20 protein-coding genes are annotated in these 26,360 nt (G+C 42.2%); 17 read left to right on the top strand and 3 right to left on the bottom strand.

The window, feature by feature from the left end; genetic code table 11:
• Positions 1 to 138 precede the first annotated feature (138 nt).
• The 12 genes from ACZ449_RS15190 (at position 139) to ACZ449_RS15135 (ending at position 15,590) form a co-directional block, all read left to right on the top strand.
• The gene (locus ACZ449_RS15190) at positions 139 to 2,274 is read left to right on the top strand and encodes a peptidase domain-containing ABC transporter (protein ID WP_464256905.1); all 2,136 of its coding nucleotides are present in this window, start codon (positions 139 to 141) and stop codon (positions 2,272 to 2,274) included.
• A gap of 1 nt (position 2,275) precedes the next feature.
• Positions 2,276 to 3,643, top strand: a complete 1,368-nt coding sequence (locus ACZ449_RS15185) for an HlyD family type I secretion periplasmic adaptor subunit (protein WP_464256904.1) — start codon at positions 2,276 to 2,278, stop codon at positions 3,641 to 3,643.
• A 6-nt stretch (positions 3,644 to 3,649) separates the two neighbouring features.
• Complete coding sequence (locus ACZ449_RS15180; protein ID WP_464256903.1) at positions 3,650 to 5,791, top strand: peptidase domain-containing ABC transporter; 2,142 nt, start codon at positions 3,650 to 3,652, stop codon at positions 5,789 to 5,791.
• 23 nt (positions 5,792 to 5,814) lie between these two features.
• Positions 5,815 to 7,032 carry a glycosyltransferase family 4 protein gene (locus ACZ449_RS15175; protein WP_464256902.1) on the top strand — a complete coding sequence of 406 codons (1,218 nt, stop codon included), beginning with the start codon at positions 5,815 to 5,817 and terminating at the stop codon, positions 7,030 to 7,032.
• A gap of 58 nt (positions 7,033 to 7,090) precedes the next feature.
• Positions 7,091 to 8,155, top strand: a complete 1,065-nt coding sequence (locus ACZ449_RS15170) for a glycosyltransferase family 4 protein (protein WP_464256901.1) — start codon at positions 7,091 to 7,093, stop codon at positions 8,153 to 8,155.
• A 42-nt stretch (positions 8,156 to 8,197) separates the two neighbouring features.
• Complete coding sequence (locus tag ACZ449_RS15165; protein WP_464256900.1) at positions 8,198 to 9,607, top strand: glycosyltransferase; 1,410 nt, start codon at positions 8,198 to 8,200, stop codon at positions 9,605 to 9,607.
• Positions 9,608 to 9,686: 79 nt separating this feature from the next.
• Positions 9,687 to 10,229 (top strand): class I SAM-dependent methyltransferase, encoded by a 543-nt coding sequence (locus tag ACZ449_RS15160; RefSeq protein WP_464256899.1) that lies wholly within the window; start codon positions 9,687 to 9,689, stop codon positions 10,227 to 10,229.
• 385 nt (positions 10,230 to 10,614) lie between these two features.
• Entirely contained in the window at positions 10,615 to 10,785 is a 171-nt protein-coding gene (locus ACZ449_RS15155; protein WP_464256898.1) for a hypothetical protein, read from the top strand.
• A 237-nt stretch (positions 10,786 to 11,022) separates the two neighbouring features.
• The gene (locus tag ACZ449_RS15150; protein WP_464256897.1) at positions 11,023 to 12,717 is read left to right on the top strand and encodes a calcium-binding protein; all 1,695 of its coding nucleotides are present in this window, start codon (positions 11,023 to 11,025) and stop codon (positions 12,715 to 12,717) included.
• Between the two features lie 49 nt (positions 12,718 to 12,766).
• A complete protein-coding gene (locus ACZ449_RS15145) occupies positions 12,767 to 13,630 on the top strand; it encodes a class I SAM-dependent methyltransferase (protein WP_464256896.1) in 864 nt (287 codons plus the stop codon).
• 300 nt (positions 13,631 to 13,930) lie between these two features.
• Positions 13,931 to 15,172: a flagellin lysine-N-methylase gene (gene fliB, locus ACZ449_RS15140; RefSeq protein WP_464261798.1), complete on the top strand. Its 1,242-nt coding sequence runs from the start codon at positions 13,931 to 13,933 to the stop codon at positions 15,170 to 15,172.
• Positions 15,173 to 15,224: 52 nt separating this feature from the next.
• The gene (locus tag ACZ449_RS15135) at positions 15,225 to 15,590 is read left to right on the top strand and encodes an EamA family transporter (RefSeq protein ID WP_464261797.1); all 366 of its coding nucleotides are present in this window, start codon (positions 15,225 to 15,227) and stop codon (positions 15,588 to 15,590) included.
• Between the two features lie 214 nt (positions 15,591 to 15,804).
• Here the strand turns inward: ACZ449_RS15135 and ACZ449_RS15130 are convergent, their stop codons facing one another.
• Positions 15,805 to 16,269 (bottom strand): hypothetical protein, encoded by a 465-nt coding sequence (locus ACZ449_RS15130; protein ID WP_464261796.1) that lies wholly within the window; start codon positions 16,267 to 16,269, stop codon positions 15,805 to 15,807.
• A gap of 329 nt (positions 16,270 to 16,598) precedes the next feature.
• On the opposite strand from ACZ449_RS15130, the gene ACZ449_RS15125 reads away from it, so the two are divergent.
• From ACZ449_RS15125 to ACZ449_RS15110, 4 genes are all read left to right on the top strand, one after another.
• Complete coding sequence (locus ACZ449_RS15125; RefSeq protein WP_464261795.1) at positions 16,599 to 17,447, top strand: transposase; 849 nt, start codon at positions 16,599 to 16,601, stop codon at positions 17,445 to 17,447.
• Between the two features lie 678 nt (positions 17,448 to 18,125).
• Positions 18,126 to 19,106, top strand: coding sequence for a glycosyltransferase family 2 protein (locus ACZ449_RS15120; RefSeq protein ID WP_464261794.1), 981 nt, complete (start codon positions 18,126 to 18,128; stop codon positions 19,104 to 19,106).
• A gap of 2 nt (positions 19,107 to 19,108) precedes the next feature.
• Positions 19,109 to 20,194, top strand: a complete 1,086-nt coding sequence (locus tag ACZ449_RS15115) for a glycosyltransferase family 4 protein (protein WP_464261793.1) — start codon at positions 19,109 to 19,111, stop codon at positions 20,192 to 20,194.
• Positions 20,191 to 21,315, top strand: a complete 1,125-nt coding sequence (locus tag ACZ449_RS15110) for a glycosyltransferase family 4 protein (protein WP_464261792.1) — start codon at positions 20,191 to 20,193, stop codon at positions 21,313 to 21,315. The genes ACZ449_RS15115 and ACZ449_RS15110 overlap by 4 nt, the downstream gene beginning before the upstream one ends.
• Positions 21,316 to 21,363: 48 nt before the next feature.
• Here ACZ449_RS15110 and ACZ449_RS15105 read toward each other — a convergent pair whose 3' ends face one another.
• Together ACZ449_RS15105 and ACZ449_RS15100 are read right to left on the bottom strand one after the other, a co-directional pair.
• A complete protein-coding gene (locus tag ACZ449_RS15105; protein WP_464261791.1) occupies positions 21,364 to 22,419 on the bottom strand; it encodes an acyltransferase family protein in 1,056 nt (351 codons plus the stop codon).
• Between the two features lie 124 nt (positions 22,420 to 22,543).
• Entirely contained in the window at positions 22,544 to 24,784 is a 2,241-nt protein-coding gene (locus tag ACZ449_RS15100; protein WP_464261790.1) for a M10 family metallopeptidase C-terminal domain-containing protein, read from the bottom strand.
• 420 nt (positions 24,785 to 25,204) lie between these two features.
• Between ACZ449_RS15100 and ACZ449_RS15095 the strand changes: the two genes are divergently transcribed.
• Entirely contained in the window at positions 25,205 to 26,221 is a 1,017-nt protein-coding gene (locus tag ACZ449_RS15095; RefSeq protein ID WP_464261789.1) for a Bug family tripartite tricarboxylate transporter substrate binding protein, read from the top strand.
• Positions 26,222 to 26,360 lie beyond the last annotated feature (139 nt).

Genomic DNA, 26,360 nt, shown 5'->3' with positions numbered 1-26,360 from the left:
GAGATGCGTTTTAGGCTTTTTGAAGGTGGTGTAGTTTATGCAACACAGCAGGGAGAAACGATTGACCATTCCAGTGCTTTCTGCGATAATAGTAAAGTATAATAATTATAATAAAGTTTTTACGTATTGAGGTAGAGAATGTCATTACAAACACAAGTACAAACAAGTTTACAGCCAACAGATACCGCTTTGGCGTGTTTTGTTATTGCTGCCAATTATTTAGGCGTCAAGGTCACTACCGATGTATTGGCTGAACGCTGTGGCGGTTGCACGGCTGATATGCAGATGCTGGTGCAGTTGGCTAAGTCGTTTAAATTTAAAGCAAAGATTATGACAACTAAGCTGGAAAATTTGCCGAACATTCCTATTCCCGCTATTGTTCGCATGATAGACGGGCATTTTGCTGTTATGGGCTGGAATGACGGTAAAAGTGTTTTTGTCTCTGATCCGACGCGGGATAGGCCAGTGGCGCTGCCGGTGGAAGAGTTCGCGACCGAGTGGAGTGGTGAACTGGTTGTGTTCACACAGAAGTTTGATTGGCGCCGGATTGTAAAGAAGTACAATCTGGACTGGTTTTATTCCGTTATTCTGCATTATAAACGCTATTTTGCCGAGGTATTTGCCGCGTCCTTCTTTTTGCAGGTATTTGGTCTAGTGGTGCCGCTGTTTACTCAGGTCATTATTGACAAAGTGCTAGGGAATAACGGCATATCGACCTTGGATATTCTGGCCGGCAGCTTAGTGGTTCTTAGCGTGTTTCAGTGCGGGTTGAGCATATTGCGTACCTATCTATTGACCCATACGACCAATAAGCTGGATGTTATCTTAGGTTCGCGTTTGTTCCGCCATTTGTCGGCGTTGCCGCTGCCGTATTTCGAGCATCGCCGGGTTGGCGATACCATGATGCGGGTCGGGGCCTTGGCCAGTATCCGAGAGTTTTTGACTGGAACGGCGATTACGGTAGTGCTAGATGTGCTGTTTTCTGTGGTATTTATTGCTGTTATGTTTTATTTCAGTGCGCCGCTGACCTGGCTGTCGCTGGCAATTGTACCGGCTTATGTATTCCTAAATGTGGTAGTAACTCCGATATTTCGTCAACGTCTGGAGGCTGTATGGGCGGCCGGGGCGGAGAACAACGCCTTTCTTATTGAAACCGTCACCGGGATGCACACCGTTAAGTCGCTGGCACTGGAACCACAATTTGTTCACCGATGGGAACAACTGCTTGCTAGGTATGTGGGCAAAAATTTTGATTGTGCAAAGTTGGGTATTACCATTAACAATAGTGCTGGTGTTTTGCAATTGCTGTCGTCGATGAGTATTTTATGGATGGGCGGTCACATGGTTATGGATGGTGAGCTGACACTCGGTCAATTGATCGCGTTTCAGATGCTGGCCGGACAGGCCAATACGCCGCTGTTGACATTAATTGGCATGTGGCAGAATTTCCAGCAGACGGTATTATCAATGGATCGGTTAAGTGATATTCTCAATACTAGGGCTGAGCCGGTGTTAGCCAGAGTGCAGCCGAATACACCGCCCCTTGAGGGCGCGGTGGCTTTTGAGAAGGTGTCCTTTCGGTATCGTCTGGACCTGCCGGAGGTGCTTCACGATATTTCGTTCCAGGTTCCGCCGGGAACCAAGGTAGGGATTGTCGGCCGATCGGGTTCAGGCAAAAGTACGCTGACAAAGCTAATCCAACATATGTACATCCCGGAGCAAGGGCGGGTACTGCTTGACGGCCATGATATTGCTGGGCTGCCACCAGGCTGGCTGCGAGCACAAATTGGGGTTGTTTTACAAGAAAACTATCTGTTTAACTCCAGTGTGCGGGACAATATTGCACTGACTCGCCCTAGCGCCTCAATGGCAGAGGTAATTGAAGCTGCCAAGGTGGCCGGCGCCCATGAATTTATTTTGGAGTTGCCGGAAGGGTATGATACCAAGGTGGGCGAGCGAGGGACGGCGTTGTCAGGAGGTCAGCGGCAGCGGGTGGCGATTGCGCGGGCACTTTTAACTAACCCGCGAATCTTGATTTTTGATGAAGCGACAAGTGCCCTGGACTATGAATCAGAGCGGATTATTATGGAAAACTTAGGTCAGATCAGTAAGGGGCGGACCTTGTTCATGATTGCTCACCGGTTGTCCACTGTCGCCCACTGTGATATCATCGCCGTGCTTGACAAAGGACGTTTGGTGGAAGCGGGTAATCACTCCCAACTGCTGGCAGCAAAGGGTTTATACCACTATTTATACGAGCAACAAGAGGGGTAACATGAAATTTAATATTAAAAAATGGCTTGGCTTACAACAAAATACGGAATTAGGCAGGGAAGAGACTGAGTTTTTGCCGGCAGTTCTGGAAGTGACGGAAACCCCGCCTTCACCGATTGGCCGGATATTACTGGTTGCTATTATGGCCCTTTTGACAATTGGACTATTGTGGTCTATCTTTGGGCATGTGGATGAGGTGGCTGTAGCCAACGGGAAGATTATACCGACAGGTCAGGTGCAGCTTGTTCAGCCGGAAGATAAAGGCGTAATTAAGCATATCTATGTCAAAGAAGGGCAACTGGTGAAAAAGGGTGATTTGCTGGTAGAGCTTGACCCGACGATGTCGGCGGCGGATTTGACCAACATTAACAAACAGATTGCTTATTATAATCTGGAAATTGACAGGCTGATGGCGCAAAAGACCGGACAACCCTTTGGTCCGGTTCCCAATGAGGCTTTGGACCCTAAGGATCTGGCTGCACAACTTAGTTTGTATCAAAGCTGGTTGGCTGAGCGTCAGGCCAAATTAGCAGCGGCGCGGGCGGCCGTGCAGCAAAGTGCAGCGGCATTGGAAACAGCGAGCGCGAATCGGACGAAGTATAGTCAACAGCTTACGATTTCCAGGGAAATGGAAGAAAGGACGCAAACGCTTTACCAACAGAATGCGGTAGCATACTTTCAGTTTTTAGAGCAGCAGTCGAAACGCATGGAATTGGAGCAAACCTTGGTAGCACAGGAAGGCGAAATTGCCAAAAGCCAAGCCGCTTTGCTGCAGAGTCAGGAAAGTCTGGCAAATGCTGTTGCTGCCTATGATAAAGATGTAGACACGAAGTTAAATGAGGATCGAAAACAACTGCTAGAGTACACAGAGCAATTTAAAAAAGCCAATGAGAAAAATCGTTTGTCCCGCATTCTGGCACCATCTGATGGCCGCGTGGGACAGTTGGCTATCTATACTGTGGGAGGCATTGTCACCGCAGCTCAGCCGCTGATGAATATTGTTCCTGAAGATGTAGAAATGGAAGTGGAAGCTTGGGTCGCCAACAAAGATATCGGCTTTATTCAAGTCGATCAAATAGCAGAAGTGAAAGTAGAATCCTTTAATTTTCAGAAGTTTGGTACACTGGAAGGACGGGTTGCTGAAATCAGTCCGTATTCGGTAAGTAATGAGAAAGAGAAAGATAAGGATATGAAATATCGAGTCGTTTTGCGTCTGAATAAGGGGCATATCGCAGTAGCAGACCGGAATGCGGCACTAAGCCCGGGTATGTCGGTGACAGCGGAGATAAAGATTCGACAAAAGCGTATTATCGAGTTCTTCTTAGACCCGTTCCGCAAGTATCAGAGCGAAGCATTAAGAGAGAGGTAAATGGTTATGCAGCAAGCGGAACAACCGATAGTCCGCCGTATGGATACGGCCCTGGAATGTCTGATAGTGGTAGCACGTATGCTGGGGATTGCGGCAGAACGTGAGCAGTTGCGGCGCGCTTATGTGGTTTCAGCGGCAGGAATGGATGTCTTGACCTTACTGCGGGCAGCGAAAGACTTAAGTTTGAAAGCGCGCGTAGTACGCCCGGAGCGGGAGATTTTTGCCAAATTGCCTTTGCCGGCTATTGCGATCTTAACGAATGGCCAATTTGCTGTTGTAGCGCAAACCGACGGGGAAAAGGTTGTGATTATTGATCCTTCTCAGCCCCGTCCGTTTACGGTAACGGTTGCCAAGTTTTTTGAAGTGTGGAGCGGCGAAATTGTTTTACTGGCTCGTCATTTTGCCTTAAAAGAACAAGTAAGGCGTTTTGGCGTAAGCTGGTTTTTCCCTGTTGTTATGCGCTATAAACGGTTTTTTGGCCAAGTGTTGTTTATGTCTTTTGTGTTACAACTATTTGGCTTAGCCAGTCCGTTATTTACCCAGGTAATTATTGATAAAGTACTGGTGCATCGCAGTAGCAATACTTTGGATATTTTATTGGTGGGAATGCTGTTTGTTGGGCTGTTTAAAGCCTTGCTGACCGCGTTACGGTCCTATTTGTTTACTCATACCACCAGTAAGATTGATGTGACTTTAGGTGGTCAGCTGTTTCGGCATGTTTCAGCGTTGTCGATTAAATATTTTGAGTCCTGGCAAGTGGGCGATGTGGTATCAAGGGTACGGGAACTGGATACGATTCGTCAGTTTATAACCGGAACGGCCCTTACAGTTGTGTTGGATATTATTTTTGCTGTGGTATATGTTGCTGTGATGGTAATGTATAGCGGCATGTTAAGTATTGTTACCTTTATGGCGGTATTGTTATATGTTGTGCTGAGTGTGATTGTGACACCTATTTTCCGCAGGCGTCTGAATCAGCGTTTTATGGCTGGTACGGAAAGTCAGTCTTTCTTGATTGAAGCAGTAACCGGTATTCAAACCGTGAAATCACTGGCAGTTGAGCAGCATTTTATTACTCGCTATGAAGGTTTGCTGGCGCGGTATGCTAAGACGGCTTTTGCGGCACTTAATCTGGGAAATATTGCTGGCAATCTTGGTTCTTTGATTCAAAATCTGTTTACGATTGCTATTTTGTGGGTAGGCGCTCAGGCGGTTATGGAGGAAAAGCTGTCAGTAGGGGAGTTAATAGCCTTTCAAATGATTGCCGGGCAAGTCATTAGTCCAATCCTCCGCCTGGTGAATATGTGGCAGAATTTTCAGCAGACCATGGTGTCGGTGGACCGCTTAGGCGATATTATGAATGAGACGCCAGAGCCGGCTTTCAATCCTGGACGCACAACGCTGCCTGCTTTGGCCGGTGAGGTTGTACTAGATAAGGTAACTTTCCGTTATCGTCAGGATGGCAGTGAAATATTGCGGCAAGTGAATCTGCATATTAAGGCCGGGATGCGTGTGGGGATTGTCGGTCGTTCAGGTTCAGGAAAAAGTACGCTGACGAAATTAATTCAGCGTTTGTATGTACCGGAATCAGGGCGGGTACTCATTGATGGTGTTGATTTGATACAGGTAGAGCCGGCTTGGCTCAGACGTCAGATTGGGGTGGTATTGCAGGAGAACTTCTTGTTTGGCGGGAGTATTCGGGATAATATCGCGATAACCGAACCGAATGCCACGCCAGAGGATGTGGTACAGGCAGCTAAGATTGCCGGTGCTGATGAGTTTATCACTGAATTGCCCAAGGGCTATGATACGCCGGTTGGTGAGCGGGGCGCTTTGTTGTCAGGTGGGCAGCGGCAGCGGATAGCCATTGCCCGCGCGCTGATGACCAATCCGCGGGTGCTGATTTTTGACGAGGCAACCAGTGCGCTGGACTATGAATCAGAACGGATTATTATGAATAATCTGGATGCCATGGCTGCTGGCCGGACGATGATTATGATTGCCCATCGCTTATCTACCGTACGGCGCTGTGATGTGATTTTTGTGATGGAGCGCGGTGCTATTGTTGAACAGGGCACCCATGAAGAGCTTATGGCTCAGGGTGGCTATTATTATAACCTGTACAGTCAGCAGGAAAAAATTCAATAAATAACAACGAGGGATAGTAAGGTATGCGTTTTTTATTTATACATCAAAATTTTCCGGCGCAATTTGGCCGGATGGCGACACAGTTGGCCAAAGTTCCTGGCAATCAGGTGGTTTATATTACAGGACGTAAAGATATTGAATTACCGGGTGTTTATAAAGTCGTTTATAGTGAGCCACGGGAACCTGCCAAAGAAACACATCATTATATTCGCTACCTTGAACGTGCTGTGCTGCAGGGGCAAGCTGCTTATCGTGCTGGCCTGGGGCTTAAGCAGCAGGGTTTTGTGCCTGATGTGATTTATGGTCATTCTGGTTTTGGGGCAGCTATGTATATGCGGGATTTATACCCGAAGGTACCGTTAATGGGCTATTTTGAATGGTTTTATCATGCCCATGGCACCGATGCTGATTTTGATCCCAGTGAGCCGTTTGGTCTGGATGATGAATGTCGCATCCGCACTAAGAATATGGTGATGTTACAGGAATTGTATGCCTGTGATGCCGGTGTCAGCCCGACGTACTATCAGCATAGTCAGTTTCCCCTGGAGTACCGCACTAAGATTCGGATTATTCATGATGGTATTGATACCCGGCTGTTCCGGCCTGTACCAAATGCTAAGCTGGTATTGCCTGAACATAAGCTGGATTTGTCAGAGGCCGAGGAAATTGTTACTTATGTGGGGCGCGGAATGGAGCCTTATCGTGGGTTTCCCCAGTTTATGGAGGCTATGTCACTGCTTATGAAGCGGCGACCTAAGTGTCATGTGGTGATTGTCGGGGCTGATCGGGTGGCTTATGGCGGCTCCCATCCCAGTGGTAAGGGTTATAAAGAGCTTATGCTGGAAAAATTTTCATATGATGCGAATAGGCTGCATTTTACCGGGCCTTTGCCGTATGGCGATTATCGGCAGGTCTTGCAAGCCTCCAGTGTGCATGTATATTTGACCAGACCCTTTGTGTTGTCTTGGTCGATGCTGGAAGCCATGTCCTGCGGCTGTGTGCTGGTAGCGTCAGATACGCCGCCGGTGCGCGAAGTGGTGCGTGAGGGGCAAAATGGCTTATTGGTTGATTTCTTTGCACCTGACAAGCTGGCAGACCGGGTGGAGGAAGCGTTAGGGAATAAGAAACTTCGTACTTCTCTTGGTGCTAATGCTCGTGAGACGGTTAAAGATAATTATGATATGGAACGTTTATTGCAGCAGCATATACAGCTTGTGGAGAGCATGGCGCAAAAACGGTAGTGAACGTATTTCTTGGGATGGAGTAGAGTTACCGCTTGTTTAATGAAGGGAGAATAGTATGAAGGTTGGGTTTGTGTTGCCGGGGCCTATGAACACACCTTCCGGTGGCTTTCGCATTGTCTATGAGTATGCCGACCGTCTTGCAGCACGCGGCCATGAGGTAACGGTTTATCACAATTTGATTTTGCCTAAGATTAACTATAATCAGGACTGGCTAATTAAACGTCTTATTTATTGTTTGCGACAAAAATGGCCGCAGGACTTTCAGCCAGGCTGGTTTTCTTTCCGTCATTCGCTACGGACCGTAATTGTACCTGAGACGTCTGATTTATATGTAGAGGATGATGTGGTAGTAGCTTCTTCCTGGCCAACGGCGTACGGTGTGGCAGGCTTGCGTCCGGAGCGAAAAAAGTTATATTTAATTCAAGGCTATGAAGTATGGCAGGGAGAAGTAGATAATGTTCATAACAGTTATAAGTTGGGACTAGGAAATATTGCTGTTGCTGGTTGGCTAAAGGAAATAATTGAAAAAAGCGGGGCGAAAGTTGCAGCGCATATTTCGAATAGTATTGACTTTAGCCGATTTTTTTTGACTAGTTCCAGTGAAGATAGAGACCCTTATTCAGTGGCGATGGTGTACCATACTTTGCCGCTGAAGGGGGCAGAGGATGGATTAACGGCTTTGAAGCTGGTTAAAGAGCAATTTCCACAGCTGCAGGCAACGTTGTTCAGTATTTTTCCTGAACCAGCCGGACTGCCAGCGTGGATTCAGTTTGTTTTTCAGCCATCGCAGTCTGCGATACGAGATATTTACAATAGTCATAGCGTGTTCTTAAGTTCGAGTTGGGAAGAAGGGTTTGGCTTGCCGGGAGCGGAAGCCTTGGCGTGCGGCTGTGCACTGGTGACGACCGATAGCAAGGGCGTGCGTGATTATGCTGTTAATGGTCAGACAGCGTTGCTGTCACCACCGAAGAACCCGCAGCTGTTGGCGAAAAACGTGATATCGTTGTTGCAAAATCCTTCTTTGCGAACAGTATTAGCCCAACATGGATATCAGAATATTCGACAATTTTCTTGGGACGCAGCAGTGGAGCGGCTTGAATCACTAATGACTGGTTTGTAGAAATTTACTCATTTATTAATGTCAATATTCCGGAGGTTATAAATGAAACGTTCTGAAAAAACGGGCAAAACATTATCAACGTTAAAGCACAAAACCAGTATTATTATACTGACATATAACCAGCTTGATTATACGAAAAAATGTATCGAAAGCATACGAAAATATACGGCACCGGATACGTACGAGATTATTGTAGTTGATAATAATTCAACTGACGGGACAGTAGAATGGTTAGGGCAGCAACAGGATATCTTGTGTATCTCTAATAGCGAAAATAAAGGTTTTGCGCTAGGCTGTAACCAAGGGATTCTGAAAGCGCAGGGTAATACTATTCTGTTGCTTAACAATGATGTTGTTGTTACTCAGAACTGGCTTACTAATATGGTAGCCTCTCTTTATAGTCGGGATGATATTGGCGCTGTCTGCCCAGTGACAAACTTCTGCTCTTATTATCAGTCCATACCTGTTTCTTATAAATCACTTGATGAAATGCAGGAATTTGCCAGCAATCATAATAAGTCTAACTCGGCTTTGTGGGAAGAAAGACTGAAACTTGTCGCCTTTTGTATGTTGTTAAAAAAAGAGGTAATACATGAGATTGGTTTGCTGGACAAACGGTTTTTCCCGGCTAACTACGAAGATGATGATTATTCTTTTCGTATTCGTTTTGCCGGATATCGGCTAATGCTGTGTAAAGATACTTTTGTGCATCACTTTGGCAGCATTTCACTGAAAAGTAATCCGCAAGCTCATGCCGAATCATTGCAAACTAATAGGAAAAGGTTTATTGATAAATGGGGATTTCACCCGGCGTATTCGACATTTGTTCGTTCTGACGTTATTAGTCTAATGACTCATCCTAATGATAGCACTCTTAATGTTCTTGAAGTTGGTTGTGCCTGTGGCGGGACGTTGCTTAAAATTAGAGATAAATATAAGCATGCCAATTTATTTGGAATAGAATTAAGCGAAAGCGCTGCTAAATCAGCCCAGTTGTTTGCGAAAGTCGTTGTTGGGGATGTGGAAAAGGCCGAGATCAGTTATCCGGACTTTTTTTTCGACTATATTATTTTTCCTGATGTGCTGGAACATTTGAAAGACCCTTGGGGTACTTTGGCGAAGATTAAGCGTTTTCTGAAACCAGGCGGCAAAGTGATTACCAGTATTCCGAATGTAATGCATCACCAGGTAATCAAAAATCTTTTGTATGGAAACTGGACGTATGAGGAAGCCGGTATTTTAGACAGAACGCATTTGCGCTTCTTTACGCTGAAAGAGGCATTACGGATGTTTGAGCAGGCAGGATATCAAAATATTACCTATGGCCAAATTAATGCGAATGTTACGGAGCAGGATAAGCTCTTTATCAGCGAACTTGCGAAACTGACTAATGAGAATATGATAAAGCAGTATGCTGCTTATCAGTATATTATTAGTGCTACAATAGGTTAGTAGTTTTCTTAGTATTAAAAAATGATTTATACTAGAAAATAGTTACAATAGTTTATTTTAATTATATGGAGTGGTCTTAATGCATATAGGTTCTTTAGCCAAAATGAAGTACTTTGTTAAAAAATATCTTGAACGTTATTCGGATAGGAAGTTAAGAATTTTGGACATAGGTTCACAGGATGTAAATGGTTCTTATAAACAATTTTTTGTCAAAGAAAATTGGCAATATGTTGGCTGCGATATGGTAGAAGGAAATAATGTTGATATAATTTTAAAGGATGTATACAATTGGAAAGAATTTGACACAAATTCTTTTGATGTGATTATTACGGGACAAACTTTTGAACATATTGAATATCCGTGGCTAACTATATTGGAAATTGCACGTGTATTAAAACCAGGCGGATTATGTTGTATTATAGCACCAGCGGCAGGACCAGAGCATAAATATCCAGTGGATTGCTGGCGAATATATCCAGATGGATTTAAAGCTTTAGCCCAGTATGCATCTTTGGAAGTGATTGAGGCATTTACGGAATGGAACGGAGCATATCCTGATAAAAGTGAAATATGGAAAGATTCAGTGCTGATAGCTACAAAGCCCCCTATTAAAGAAGGATAGGGATGCAGGGTCCAGGGTCAGGGCTTGGATAGTGTAGGATGCAGGGTCAGGCTTGCGTTATTTAAAATAGTTGAGTTATTTAGAGCTTGTCAAAACATCCAATAGGGGATAGGGAATTGGCTTGGCGTGAGAATTTGATACTATAATTGACATGCCAAGGCAAGCACGAAAAAATGTATTCAAATGGACGGGGTTGGTGACAATGATGAAAACTGTCACAATTCCTTTTTTTTGATATTTTTTATTAGAGTTATATTGGTATAATATTTTATATAGTATTTATAAAGTGTTAAAAATATTGTATAATCTTGAATCATAAGGAAGAATTTAGAAACGATGGATAATGTAAGTATTTTATGTATTTTTTGAAGGGAGTGGAGAGGTAATGACGTTTACTAATGCTACAAGTACGATAGCAATGAATAGTAAGGTTGTTACTATCGCTGATTGTGGAGAAACGCTGAATCTTTATGAACCTGCTTATTCAGCTATAAATAAGGTACTGGGGAAAGATATTATACAAATAATTATCAACCTTCTGGTGAAGGTTTTGTAAGCTACACAATGCAAGCCTTATTCGGAAATGCAGATTATAATAAAGATAACTATATTTTCACAACCGAATTATATTCCTATGACTATGACAATTTATTTAATTTTGGGCAGCGAAATAATTGGATGCAGACATATGGGAACGATATACATGCCTCAATTTATGATAGTAGTAATGGGAATTTTATATTTAATAAATTTGTATAAATCGTAAGCTAATTTTGCTTAAGGGAGGCAGCACATGGCAAGTCGCGAGGGAACCAGTGTATATGCGGATTGTTCGGGCGATGTGGTGAATGCCTTTGAGCCGCAATATCAGGAAGTTGTACAGATTATTGGCGGCCAGGGAAATGATATTTTGCGGGGAAATGAGGGTGATAACCTCATAACAGGGGCTAGCGGGGCAGACCAGTTATGGGGGTATTGTGGCGGACAGGATACAATGACTGGTGGTTCAGGACATGACGCCTATTGGTGGGGCAGTGGTGACGGGCAGGATGTAGTTCTCAATGAAGCAGTCAATGTTGGCGATGCTTTGATTTTATATAATGTAAGCCGCGGTAATTATGCGGCTGGTAATGATAATGGTAATCTTTATGTTCGGTTAAACGATGGGGCCAGTTTGGAGGTTAGTGGCTGGTATACTACGCCGGTCAAAGAACGAATCCAAAGCTTTGTATTTTCTGATACTATTGCGTATGCCTGGAATGATGGTGCGGGAGCCGAAGTTAATTTGTTTGATAGTATCTATGAATACAATCAAGTTCGAAGTCTTGTTTCAGTTGATGCTGGTGATTGTACCCTACGGGGTGGTTCAGGTAATGATTGGATAGCAGGAGCGGCTGGTGACGACCAGATTTGGGGCGGGGTAGGCGCTAATGACAGCATGGCAGGGGGCGGTGGCCGAGATACTTATTGGTATGGATTCGGGGACAGGCTTGATGTAATTGAAGCTGGTGCAGGTAATACGGGAGACACTGTCAAATTATATAATGTACAAAGTTCCAGTTCGACTGCGATCAGCCGTGTTGACAATGATCTTGTGATTGTATTGTCTGATGGTGAGCAGTTATCGTTAGCTGATTGGTATATTGCCGATGAAGATAAAGTTAACCGGTTTGTGTTTGCTGATGGTGTTGGTAAGACCATTGTGAATGATACCTGGCAGACGATGGGTGTTGAAAACACCGGTTTTTCTATTGAAGTTGATTATTCCCGGTATGATCAAACAGGTTTTTTTGCCGGCCATCCGGAACGCCAGGCGGTGGTGGAGGAGGCCTGTCGGATTTGGGAAAGTATTATTGCGGATGATTTTGATAATGTTTATACCGGTACTACCATAACGGTGATGAATCCCAATACACGTTCTGGCGAAAGTGTTGTATTGGATCAGGAAATAGATGATTTTAAATTGTATATTGGCTCTTCTGCGATGGGTACAGGTGGTACGTTAGGTATTTCGACGGCATTATCGCAGGCGAATACAGGTGATTCTCGTCTGGATGAGCGTTATAATAGTTATTATGATATTGAACCTTGGGTTGGTTCAATTGCGCTCAATAGTCAGTATGCGGATTTATTTTATTATGATGTAACTCCTGATGATCCGTATGATGATACAGTTCCTGGTGATAAATATGACTTTTTGCATATTATTTTGCATGAAATTGGACATGCGTTGGGATTAGGGCCGCAAAATGCAGGCAGTCAGTATGTGACGCAAAGCGGTGGGACATATTATTTCAATGGGCCTCAAGCAACTTCGGTATATGGCGGTCCGGTTCCGCTAGACTTTGCCAGCGGTTCCCATATTGCCTCGTGGTCGAAGATTGAGTCGCTGATGGAACCCACATTACAATTTGGTCATCGTGTTTTGCCTTCTTCGTTGGACAAAGCTATGTTTGCCGATATAGGCTACGAGATTCGTTTGAGTTGATAATATACTATTTGGGGGCTAGGTATGCTGGTATGTCAGGAGAGTCAAAATGAAGAAGTGTATTAAATGCGGACAAGTATTTGCAAAGGATGATTGGGAGTGTCCTGCTTGTAGCTATTCGCCTATAAAGGTGGATGGCTACATTTCATTCGCTCCTGTTTTGTCAGCTGGTAATGAGCATTTTGACAGTGCGGCATTTTCAGAGTTAGCGAAGTATGAGGGAATCAACTTTTGGTTTCGGGCACGCAATAAATTGATTGTTAGTTTGCTGCAAAGGTATTTTTCCACCTGTGGTAAATTGTTGGAAATCGGTTGTGGTACAGGCTATGTGTTAGCTAACATCGAAAAACGGTTTCCTTACCTGGAGGTATATGGCAGTGAAATATATACAGAAGGATTACGGTTTGCCGATAGCAGGTTAACAAGTGCCAGTTTGTTTCAAATGGATGCGCAGGATATTCCGTTCTATGAAGAGTTTGATATTGTGTGCGCTTTTGATGTTCTGGAGCATATTGAAAACGATGCGCTGGTACTGCAGCAGATGTACGAGGCTGTCAGACCGGGAGGTGGGATACTGGTTACGGTTCCCCAGCATCGTTTTTTGTGGAGTCAGGCTGACGAATTTTCTTGTCATGTAAGACGCTATGAACGTAAGGAGCTTGTTGATAAGGTTGCTGCAGCCGGTTTTAGGATTGTTAACTGCGGTTCCTTTGTATCGGTGTTATTGCCCTTGATGATGATTTCCCGCCTAATGCATTCGAAAAAGAAGGTACAGATTAAAGATGAACTAAACTTGAATCCAGTACTCAACAGCTTGTTAGAAAAGGCGTTGGATATGGAAAGAATAGTAATTAATAAAGACATAAAATTTCCTTTCGGTGGTTCTCTTTTTTTGTGTGCCACCAAAGAGTAAATATTCAATTGTAATAATACCCATTTCGCTTCTGCAGGAAAAATCCATGTAAGCCGCGAATAAGGATGTATAGATATATATTTGAAGATAAATTATAAGAAAAGACTTGGCTTGTGCCAAGTCCTTCAGGACGGCCGAATTGCTATGCCATCCATGGCGCAATCGGCACTAGCACCATCCGGGTGCGTCGCCGGCAGAAGCCTTAGTCGTTCTTATGTCAACAGAATTGCGTTGTAAATTCTGGTAGACTAAGAAGTCAACGGGATTTCATATATTTAATAAGGTGGTCAAGTAACTGTTATGTCTTATTTGAAAGAAGATTTGCCATTAATTATTCCTTCCCATATACTTGCGTATCAATGTAAACAGTGTGGGCAATGCTGTATTCGTTTTCAGCAAACAGAAGAGGCATTACCAGTAGATAGTGTATCTTATGATAAGATAGTGTCATTATATAAATCTACCAAAGGATTAGGCCGCCGAACTTCGTTTATCAAAAAAAATAAAGCAGGAAAGTTGGTTGTCAAATTCGCCAATCATAGCTGCATTCACCATATAGAGGGAAAATGCAGAATTCAGAGTTATGGAGGAGAATACTTGCCAGATGCTTGCAAGGTGTATCCCAGAAGAGTTGGGTTGACATCACGGGGCATCGAATTTTCGTTGTACTTTGGCTGCGAAGCGGCGGCTGAAATGTTATTTTTGAAAGATAAAATCGCAGGGAATCGCTATTCTCCTGAGTCTTGTACGATGCAATTTACTAGGCCGAATTTCCCCGAATATAGTGCCTTTCCGGAAAAGTATTCACCTCAGAATAAACTATTTCACTATTATTATATGGAGAATTTATTTATTCGGATTCTTCAGTCGCGCTCCGTGTCGTTACCGATAAGGATGGGTATTCTTGGTAGATTGGTGTTTGCGATTGCCAATGTTGAGAAATGTGAAAACTGGCCTAAACTTGTTATGGATATGCTTGAGAAGATAAAGCATTCTAGGTATAACCTGAATACTGGCAGTGATTACAAGAATATATTCATGCAGGTAGTGAGCGGTCGAGTAAATCAAGTTTGCCATGATTATGATGTTAAGTTAAAAGAAAACATAAAGGAACTTAGTACTGCATTCACAACTTGGACATGTAGTCAGGATAACCTAAATTACGATATATCCTGGGAGGAATATGTTTCGTTAAAGCAAGAATATTGTTCTTCCACTATTTATCATGAATTTGAGTATGTGTTTGAAAATTACTTGGTAAACTTTATTTTGCATAAGTTCTTTTTTATGGAAAATGATTGGAAAAAAATATTTCTGATTATGGCTTTTTTATATGCCATGATACAGTTTTCTTGTGTAGGATATTGTCGTAGCCAACATAAGCAGTTATCAAAAGAAATTCTGATTAGGGCGATATCGGAGCTTGATTTTGGTTTTCTTTACTCGCTTAATGTTACTGCAACATTGCTCGATAATGCGGTCGGCAAGCGTAGCGACGAGGAGCAACTCGCAATTGCACTACAGTGGATTGAACAATTTTAAGGACAGACGAAGGGACCGGTGAATCTACTATTTTTGGTGGGAGTTAGGAAGAATGAGTCATTTATATATATTAGGCACAATAGTATTTACTATTTATGGACAAATTATTCTTAAATGGCGGATTGGATTTTATGGATCACTTCCTGTCAGTGGGCAACAGAAGGTAGCTTTTTTACTTAACTTATTATTAGATCCTTTTATTATATCAGGACTGGTAGCTGCATTTATTGCTTCTTTATGTTGGATGGCGGCGATGACGAAGTTTGATATGAGTTATGCATATCCGTTTATTGGTACAACATATATACTAAATCTATTTTTTGCGGTAGTTCTTTTGCATGAACCGTTTGCCTGGAATAAAGTTATAGGCAATGCGGTTATTTTATTGGGGATTATTATTGCAAGTAGAACGGTATAAAACGGGTTCCGTCTGATAGGCAAAAACCTTTTCTGACTGCACATGAAACGCCCCAAAGACGTGGGGACGGTAGAAGATGAAGAAGACAACCAAAAACTAAAATTAGTTTTCCTCAATAAAAATATTCCTGGCAGTTCATGGCTGCACAGGAATATTTTATTGGGTGTAGTAAAGCTAAGTTTATCCTCTTTCCTATGAAATTAATTGTAAGAATTTATTTAATTAGCGCCCACTGACTCGCGCCATTGGTCATGGAGAGCTGGTAGGTATGCTTATCGCTAGCAAAGTAAAATTGATTTAATTGATAGTCTGTACCTATGTTCCAACCTTGTATGGTAAGCTGATTTGAGCCATACCTAAGTATTAGGTCATTTCCACTTACAACAGTATCAAGATTATTTTTGGTTAAGTTCCCATAGATATATACTAAATCCTGGTTGTTACTGCTTGAAGCAGCAATAGTGTCATAGCTGTCGCCGGCACTCCACCAGTAAGTATCAGCACCAGATCCTCCTACTAATGTATCGTTTCCGCCTGCACCTCCCCAAATTTGATCAGAGCTGTTTCCACCTTCAATAACATCGGATAATAACCCGCCACGCAGCGTAGAATTTCCAGCATCTAAGGATATTAGATGGTTAATACCATTATCCAGGTAGATTTTATTGGATAGGTTCACTGTCGCGCCACTACCGTTATTCCATGCATAGGCTATTTTATCTGCAAAAACAAAACTTTGAACTCTGTTATTTGAAGCAGAAGTGTACCAATTTTTTAAATCAAGAGTTGAGCCATTCGCTAAGGCAAAGTGAAAATCACCGTTTATATTTTGGGCAGTATATTGGCCTCTGTATACATTATATAACCAAAGAGCATCTTGCGCATTATCTGGAGAATGTGTAACTTGATCAGGGGAACATGGGGTCAGGCTTGAGTTATATAAAAATTGACTTATTCACAGTCAATTTTTATATAACTCAAGCAAAGTAAGGTTGGCAGGTGAGAAGGATGGCAAGAAAACCAAGGATACACTACGAGGATGCAGTCTATCATGTAATAGCCCGAGGAAATAATAGAGCATATATATTTGAAACAAATGAAGAAAAAGCAAAATATCTAGAGATAGTAGCAGACTATAAAAAACGATATGATTTTCGATTGTACGCATATGTGATTATGGACAATCATGTGCACCTACTGCTCCAAGTAGGTGAAGCTCCATTGGCAAAAATTATGCAAGGCATTCAACAGAGATATACACAGTATTACAATTGGCATCGTAAACACAGCGGGCATGTATTTGAACAACGCTACAAGGCATTTTTATGTGATAAAGAGAGCTATGTAATGATGGTATTATGTTATATTCATCAGAATCCAGTACGGGCAAAGATACCGGAGGGAATCGACTATGGGTGGAGCAGTCATCTATCCTATGTTAGAAAAACGTATGGATTAGTAAATGTGGAATTTATATTAAATATATTGAATTCCGATCTTGATAAGGCAACAGATCAATACCTGAAAATAGTAGGGACAGTCGTTGATAAACTGGAATATAAAAGCGGAAAAGAAGAACAGCAAGAAGAACAAAAAACTTTCCCCAAAGCAGGAATGGAAAAAATACGGACGGAGCTAACATGGGAGCAGCTAGTTGAGAAGATTGTTGTAGAGGAAGAAGTAAATCAAGAGCAGTTGGTAGGAAAGTGCCGGATACGGCAGGTGGTGGCAGCAAGAAAGCGCTTGATTTATGAAGCAATAAAGAGAAATTTAATGACAAGAACGCAGTTAGCCAAAATACTCCAGATTGATCCAGCCAATATTACAAGGATTTGGCAAGAGTTAATAGACAGTTAAGAAAAAAGGAAATAAGTCAAAAAATATATCACTCAAGCCTGACCCGTCTGCCCTTCTGATCTTGCATATTTTTATTCTTATGGGTATAATAATATAAGAAAAGGACTGACGTGCTCTAACACGCCAGCCCACAGGCTGTCTAACCGGAAACGGTTAACCCAAAAGAGTTTAGTTACAAGAAGTAACCGCTTACCTTTGGCCAGGAGCGGTTACTTGCCTTTTATGACTAAAACTACTAGAGTAGCAAACACAATCCATATGTAGTCATTAAGTAACACCCCCCTTATTGCGGGAGTGTTAACCGTCTCCTGACAACCTGTACGCTTATTATAGCATATTCTGCCAGACGGGAAAAAGGAATTTTCTCGTCTGGCAGAATATGCCGTGCAGCCCTTCTTTGACTAGGGCGGCCTTTTTATTTCCTAATTGCGCAGTCTGCGATTCTCTTGCTGCCGACAAAGCTCATCTGTAGGGTCAGGCTTGAGTTATGTAAAAATTGACTTATTTGATCAGCTTGTATGGCTCTTAAAGAGTTTAACGGTATAGTCAAATTACGAAGAGAATAAGAAATAAGTCAAAAAACGTATAACTCAAGCCTGACCCCTGTGCCCCACTGGTTGTTTTGGGGAGTATTATTGTGAGCCAAGGATGAAAATATCTGAAGTAGACGAGGGCACCATGAGCGATAAGGTATACATTTTAATATTGAATTGGAATGGCTGGCAAGATACAGTTGCGTGTTTGGAAAGTGTATTTGGCAATGATTATAACCCATATGTGGTAGTTGTTTGCGATAATGGCTCAACTGATGATTCGTGGCAGCAGTTACAAGCTTGGGCGCAGGGAAAAACAAGTGGCAAGCTAATTACTTATATAACTTATTCGCGTAAAGAGGCTGAAGCCGGGGGAATAGATGGTCGTGAAGCTCCGCTAATTTTGATTCAGACTGGTGAGAACTTAGGTTTCGCTGGCGGGAATAATGTGGGGTTACGGTATGTGCTGCGGCGTAATAATTTTGCTTATGTGTGGTTATTGAATAATGATACTGTTATTGACAAACATGCGTTGACTGCAATGGTCGAGCGAATGAGCCCCTTTTCTGATGGGGGTCTGTGTGGTTCGACGTTACGCTATTATTATCAAGAGGATTATATTCAGGCGTATGGGGGGTTTACATATAATTATTGGTTCGGAATATCACATCAGATTGGGCAGTGGCATCATGTGAGTCAACCTGTACCTACTGTGGTCGTGGAAGAAACCATGTTTGGGATACAAGGAGCCTCCATGCTGATAAGCCAATCGTTCTTGAAAAATGTAGGCTTGCTGTCGGAAGACTATTTTCTATATTTTGAGGAGCAAGATTGGGCTGTTCGGGCTCGGCGCAAGGGGTATCGGCTGTTATATGCTGCCGATAGTATTGTGTATCATAAAGAAGGCCAAAGTAGTGGTGCCAATGATCGCTGCAAGGAAGGAAAAAGCTGGTTAGCCGATCAGTATATGGTAAGAAACCGGATTCGCTTTACCCGGAAGTTTTACCCATGGGCGTTGCCTACGGTGTATTTGGCATTTATTGGAACACTTGTCAATCGAATGCGTCGAAGGCAGTGGGATAGGGTATGGAAGATTGTGGCGATATTGTTGCGTGGGGGGGCATAGCAGTGATTATAAGCGTCGATGCTCGTATGATTCAGTCATCCGGGATTGGCCGCTATTTGCAGCAGGTGTTGCCGCAGGTCGTGCGCTATCTTCCAGAGTACCAGTTCTGTTTATTAGGTTCGGTTGCCACACTGTCGCAATATGAGTGGGTAAAGAGTGCAAATGTTAGGGTAATAGAATGTGAGGCTCCCATTTATTCGCTGGCGGAACAGTGGCGTTTGATAAGGAAGATTCCTGCGAATACTGATTTATTTTGGTCGCCTCATTACAATATTCCGATATTGTATCAGGGACGGCTGTTGGTTACTATTCACGATGTGCTTCATTTGGCTATGCCTGAGTTATTTCCGGGCTGGCATAAACAGCTTTACGCCAAGGGCATGTTTCAATGTGTAGCACACAAGGCGGACACGATACTTGTGGTATCTGCCTTTACGCAACACGAATTGTTACGGTTTATTTCGTATGACATTGGTAAGATGCAGGTAATTCCTAATGGTATCGACCCGACATGGCTTGCGTTGAAGGGCGGCAACCCGGTTCATTCCAGACCCTATTTTCTCTATGTGGGAAATGTGAAGCCACATAAAAATATTGGGAGTTTGTTGCGGGCGTTTGATTTACTAAAGAATGAGATTCCGCATGATATTGTTATTGTTGGTCGCAAAGAAGGGTTCATTACCGGTGATACAGATGTAATCAATGAAGCTGATAAAATAGGAGAACGGATAATTTTCACTGGAATGATTGACGATGGTTTGCTGCAACAATACTTTTTAGGAGCAGAGGCTCTAATTTTTCCTTCCTTATATGAAGGATTCGGATTACCACCGTTGGAAGCTATGGCCTGTGGTTGCCCTGTCATTGTTTCGCGTGCAGCTTCCATGCCGGAAGTTTGTGGCGATGCCGCTCTTTATTGTGATCCTAGGCAGCCAGAAGATATCGCTAAGCAAATGTGCATGCTGTTGCAGGAGCAAGGTTTGCGCGAAAGATTGCGCATAAAAGGTTTCGAACAGGCAAGGCTTTTTTCTTGGGAAAAGTGTGGGAAGAGTGTTGCCGCAGTAATGCGGAAGGTGTTGAGTCAATGAAAGTAGCAATTGTGTGTGACTGGCTGGTTACTTATGCCGGTGCGGAACGAGTAGTGGAGCAGATTGTTGCATTGTTTCCAGAGGCCGATATCTATGCGGTAGTAGATTTTTTGCCACAGGAGCAGCGGGTTTTTCTTGGAGGTCATACTGTACAGACAACTTTTATACAGCAATTGCCTTTTGCGCAGAAGCATTACCGTCAGTTTCTGCCTTTAATGCCGCTCGCCATAGAGCAGCTAGATCTATCCGGCTATGACTTGGTGCTTTCAAGCTCTCATGCGGTAGCAAAAGGTGTGTTAACTGGTCCGGACCAAATACATATTTCTTATGTCCATTCGCCCATTCGCTATGCCTGGGATTTGCAGCATCAGTATTTACGGGAATCTGGTTTGACAAAAGGAATAAAAGGGTATTTAGCCAAAGTCATTTTGCATTATATGCGTATGTGGGATGTACGGACAGCCAATGGTGTTGATTGCTTTATTGCCAATTCGCAGTTTATCGCCAAGCGTATTTGGAAGGTGTACCGACGTGAGGCGTTGGTGGTATATCCGCCGGTTGATGTTATGGCATTTACACTATGCGAGGATAAAGAGGATTTTTATGTAACAGCTTCCCGAATGGTGCCATACAAGAAGATGGATTTAATTGTTGAGGCCTTTAGCGAAATGCCGGATAAACGCTTGGTGGTTATTGGTGACGGACCTGATTATGCTAAGATTAAGGCTAAGTCGGGTAAAAATATTAATTTCTTAGGCTATCAGGCTTTTCCTGTTTTGAAAGATTATATACAAAGGGCTAAAGCGTTTGTCTTTGCTGCCGAAGAGGATTTTGGCATTACTCCGGTAGAAGCGCAGGCATGCGGAACTCCGGTTATTGCCTATGGTCGTGGCGGCGCTGTAGAAACGGTTCAAGGGCTTGATAGCCAGCAACCCACGGGAGTATTTTTTGGCGAACAAACGACTCAGGCATTACAGGCGGCAGTAAAGAGGTTTGAACAAGAACAAGGGCAAATTTTACCCTCTGCCTGCCGTAGAAATGCCGAAAGATTCTCCGCGGAAATCTTTCGGCAAAAGTATAAGGACGCGTTGATAAAGCAAATAGAGCTTATAAGAGAATGAGCGTGACTATAGTATTGTTGACTGTTGTATCATAAGCGTCAAAAATCCTCATCTTGAATTAGATGAGGATTTTTCATTAATAATGCTCATTTTTGAAAATTTTAGTATCTCCCGTATTAATCTCTCGCATAGTAAGGGGATGGTTAGCCCAATAATTACATAAGCAACCCATGATACTCCTGGAATAGTAGGAAATTTTGCCAATAAGTATTTTGACATACCGTAATAATGTATATAAGCAAACGAGACAATCTTAAATGCCAGAAAATGCAAGGCCATAATTGATAAAGATTTTTCTCCAAGGTATGATATAAAATTTGCTGGAATTTCGTATTTATTAAGTATTTTACTAGCATAAAGATTTACATAAATTCCAGCCATTGAGGCTGCTAGAAAAGCAGCCGGATTTAAAAATATTTTTCTACTTAATTCAATTTGACCGACAAAATGGCAAATCGTAATAACAATAAACATACTTATTGCGAGGAATGACCAATGAAACGGTAATTCGATATTGTATTTTTTTATTAAAAAACCAGTAAGATATACCGGCAAAACAATCAATGCAACATTACCGTACATTGACATTTCTTTTGTACTAAATCCTGCAAGATACAAGAAAAATACTATTATTATTGTTAGAACCGTGCTGTGATTTTGGCTATAAGTAATACAGAAATATCTTATCAGGCAAAATAACATACAGACAATAAGCAAGACAATTATAAACCACATTGCCCCTGCGAGTTGTTCAATATTTTTAAATAGTAACGTATTTTTTACGGCAGATAAATAGTGTGTAGGTAATAACTTAGGGATTTCTTCGCCACTGTAAACATGAATCCGAATAAAAACATTATGAAGTAACAAAAAGAATAGACCGTATTTTATATATGGCAAATATAAACTCTTTATTTTTCTTACCGCAAATTTTCCTGGCGACAAAGAATATGTATCTTTATATAAAAAACCGGATGCATAAAAAAACAGTGCCAAGTGATACATGTATACATATCGCCCTAGTGGCGACACCGTGTGACCTATTACTACTGCAATAATCCCCAATCCTTTGAGGATATTCCAGTATCTGATATTCATATTCATAAAAAAACATCCTTATTTTTTGAAAACTAACCATATGGTCGTCAGCTTTTCATCTATTTTTTTGTTGTATTTTAGAATATAATGATAAGTTTATCCTCTTTCCTATGAAATTAATAGTAAGAATTTATTTCATTAGTGCCCACTGACTCGCGCCATTGGTCACGGAGAGCTGGTAGGTATGCTTATCGCTAGCAAAGTAAAATTGATTTAATTGATAGTCTGTACCCATGTTCCAATCTTGTATGGTAAGCTGATTTGAGCCATACCTAAGTATTAGGTCATTTCCGCTTACAACAGTATCAAGATTATTTTTGGTTAAGTTCCCATAGATATATACTAAATCCTGGTTGTTACTGCTTGAAGCAGCTATAGTGTCATAGCTGTCGCCGGCACTCCACCAGTAAGTATCAGCACCAGATCCTCCTACTAATGTATCGTTTCCGCCTGAACCTCCCCAAATTTGATCAGAGCTGTTTCCACCTTCAATAACATCGGATAATAACCCGCCACGCAGAGTAGAATTTCCAGCATCTAAGGATATTAGATGGTTAATACCATTATCCAGGTAGATTTTATTGGATAGGTTAACTGTCGCGCCACTACCGTTATTCCATGCATAGGCTATTTTGTCCGCTAAAACAAAACTTTGAATTCTATTATTGGAAGCGGAAGTGTACCATCCTTTTAAATCAAGAGTTGAGCCATCCGCTACGGACAATTGAAGATCGCCGTTTATATTCTGGGTCGTATATTGGCCTTTGTATACGTTATATAACCAGAGAGCGTCTTGAGCGTTATCTGGAGAAGTGGTAATTTGATCATGACCGTCACCTTTACCCCACCAATAAGCGTCGGCACCTGCTCTTCCTATTAATGTATCGCTTCCGCCTACACCTCCCCAAATTTGATCAGAATTATTCCCACCTTCAATGACATCAGATAGTAACCCGCCACGCAGAGTGGAATTTCCAGAATCAAGGGATATTAAATGGTTGATACCATTATCGAGGTAGATTTTATTAGATAGATTAACTGTCGCGCCACTACCGTTATTCCATGCATAGGCTATTTTGTCTGCAAAAACAAAACTTTGAACTCTATTATTTGGGGCAGAGTAGTACCATCCTTTTAAATCAAGAGTTGAGCCATCCGCTAAGGCAAAGTGAAAATCACCGTTTATATTTTGGGCAGCATATTGGCCAGAATATATGTTATATAACCAGAGAGCGTCTTGCGCATTATCTGGAGAATTGGTAACTTGATCATGACCATTACCTTTACCCCACCAGTAAGTATCACTGCCGGCACCGCCTAGCAGAATGTCGTCGCCGCCTGTGCCACCCCATAACTGATCCTGGCCTGCACCGCCGTCTAATACATTGTTAGCCAGGTTTCCTCGTATGATGTCGTTACCGTATCCTCCAACGGCATTTTCGATTAAGGAACAAGGATTGTTATTATATAATAAAGCGTTGGCGACGTTTCCAGGCGGTTTTTGACCATCTCCCAAATCTGCTAACTGGTTATCTGAAAACTTACTCCAGGAACCGGGATTGAGTTGAATGACGGTGTCGGTTGTATAGCTTGATAAATCATAAGTATCTACACCGCCACCATCCCAAATCGTCTGGAAGATTTTATAATCAGTAGGGTTGAATTTGTATATTGTATTGCCTGAATTATAGTTATAGTTTGCGCCATACATGTATTGGACTGCTTGAATATCATTCATCATAGGGGTTTGAGGAAATGAATTAACGTCACCGTGATAATAATTATAATTTGCTCCAACATAAGCGCAATAACTCATTACTGTGTACTGAAAAGCATCAATAGTACTATTAGCTTCTATACCTTTATCACCATAGTTGTAATTTTGGGGGTGTTTAAGTCCTATTGCATGACCTAATTCATGGAGGAAGCCTGCCGAGAAACTAAAGTTGGCATAGGTTTTCCATTGTGGATTTGAATAGTCCTCATAAGATCCGAACCAAACGTCTCCGGAGCTTTGATCTGTGCCAGGACGATACGCCTGCGCTGTACTAGGAGAATCGCTTTGGGCAATTCGTATTGTTCCAACTGAGTTAGGCTCAGACACTTCAGTAAAAGTAATATTTGCTACATTTGCCCAGGCTTGCAGAGCGGCTCTTGCACCCGCTTTTTGCGCTTCGGATAATGGCTGGAAGCCATCCCAAGGCTCATTGTCATTTGAGTATTGATATAGGAAATGAGATTCCCAGTTAGGAAAACTGTATGTTATATTTTTTGAACTCCATCGAAAATTTGAAAGTAAAGAATCGATATTATTTTGACCACTATTCCCTACATAGAGTACATTTGCAGTTCCATCTGAGTTGTTAGCCATAAATAATCCCTCCTTGGATGATTTCAGATATGCAGACCATTCGGAAAAATACCAACGCAATATACTTGCTGGGAACGATCTGAGCATATCTAAAGTTAAGTCACATTTTAGTGTTATATTATATAGTTCTTCGATAAGTAAAGAATTCCCTGCAAATTTGTCAAGGAATGGGATTATAATCAAGAAATGTCAGGGGACGGGATTACTAAGAGATGTCAGGGGACGGGGTGACTGACAACAATATAACTGTGAAATAAGAAAAGACTGGGTTAAAAAAATACCACAGAAAGAAAAGTAAAAGCGGTTAAGACACTACCACCGTCTTCGTGTCGTTTATTTCAAAATTATCATCTAAAAAAAGGAAATAATGTATTTTTGTAGAAATAATGTAAATAAAAATCATAACAAGGAGGGGACAATGTGGTACATAAGAAGCTTATTCGTCTAGTATTTGTGTGCTTCTTAGCCACAATGACGATGATGATGGGATGTGGTGTGAAAGATAAAGAGATGACTGTTTCTATGGAATATCCAACTAAACCGATTACGGTTATTGTTCCTTACACTGCTGGTGGAAGTACGGATAAAATGGTACGGGCGATGGAGAAAACGGCAATGAAATATATGGGCCAGCCGCTGGTTGTCACCAATATACCGGGTGGCGGCGGCAATATAGGTTGGAATGAATTGGCTGGAGCTAATCCTGACGGCTATACGCTTGGTGCAATAGGCACTGGAACGATTTTGCAAACACTTCATGGTCAGACAAGATATCATTATGCTACTGCTTTAGACCCGATAGTTCAGGTAGCAGATTTTCCGATTGTTGTGGCGGTCCGGGCAGATCAACCGTGGCAAAATATTGGAGAATTAATCGAATATGCGAAAGAGCATCCGGGGGAAATAAAGTTCGGTCATTCGGGTGTAGGCTTGGCAGTGCATATAACAGGGGAAATGTTCGCCAGGGAGGCGGGCATTAGTATTGCGCAGGTTCCATTTAGGGGAGATTCTGAGGGAATTGCTGCTCTTCTGGGCGGACATGTTCAACTTTTGTTCGGAACTGCGGGGATAAAAGAACATATTAAAAATGGTAAGGTTCGGGTGTTGGCAGTTGCATCTGAGAGACGGTCAACTATTCCTGAACTCAAAGATGTACCAACGCTAAAAGAACAGGGAGTAAACGTCACGTTTAGTATTTGGCAAGGAATCGCAGCGCCCAAGATGCTGCCAACTGATGTAAAGATACGGTTGGCTGAAACGTTCAAAAAAATAGTGAACGACCCTGATTTTAAAAAGCTCGTGGAAGAAATGGGAATGTCGGTAGATTATATGGGACCGCAAGAATTTAGTGAAAAATGGATAACCGAGTGTGCAAAGCTTGATAAAATCCTAAAGGAATCTGGTATTGCCGAACAGATAGCGGCGCAAAAAAAATAGAAAGCCAGGGACGACACTTAAAAAGCCATCTACTAATTTCTGTAGATGGCTTTTGTAATAGGGGGTCATGAGTTATATATGTGCCCACGTGCATGTGAATGAGCGTGTCTATATTTGCTTATTAAACTATTTTGAGGTC

The sequence above is a fragment of the Desulfosporomusa polytropa genome, from assembly GCF_055380075.1.
Note: the sequence above shows the minus strand (reverse complement) of the source record. Positions and strands in the feature narration are given on the sequence as shown.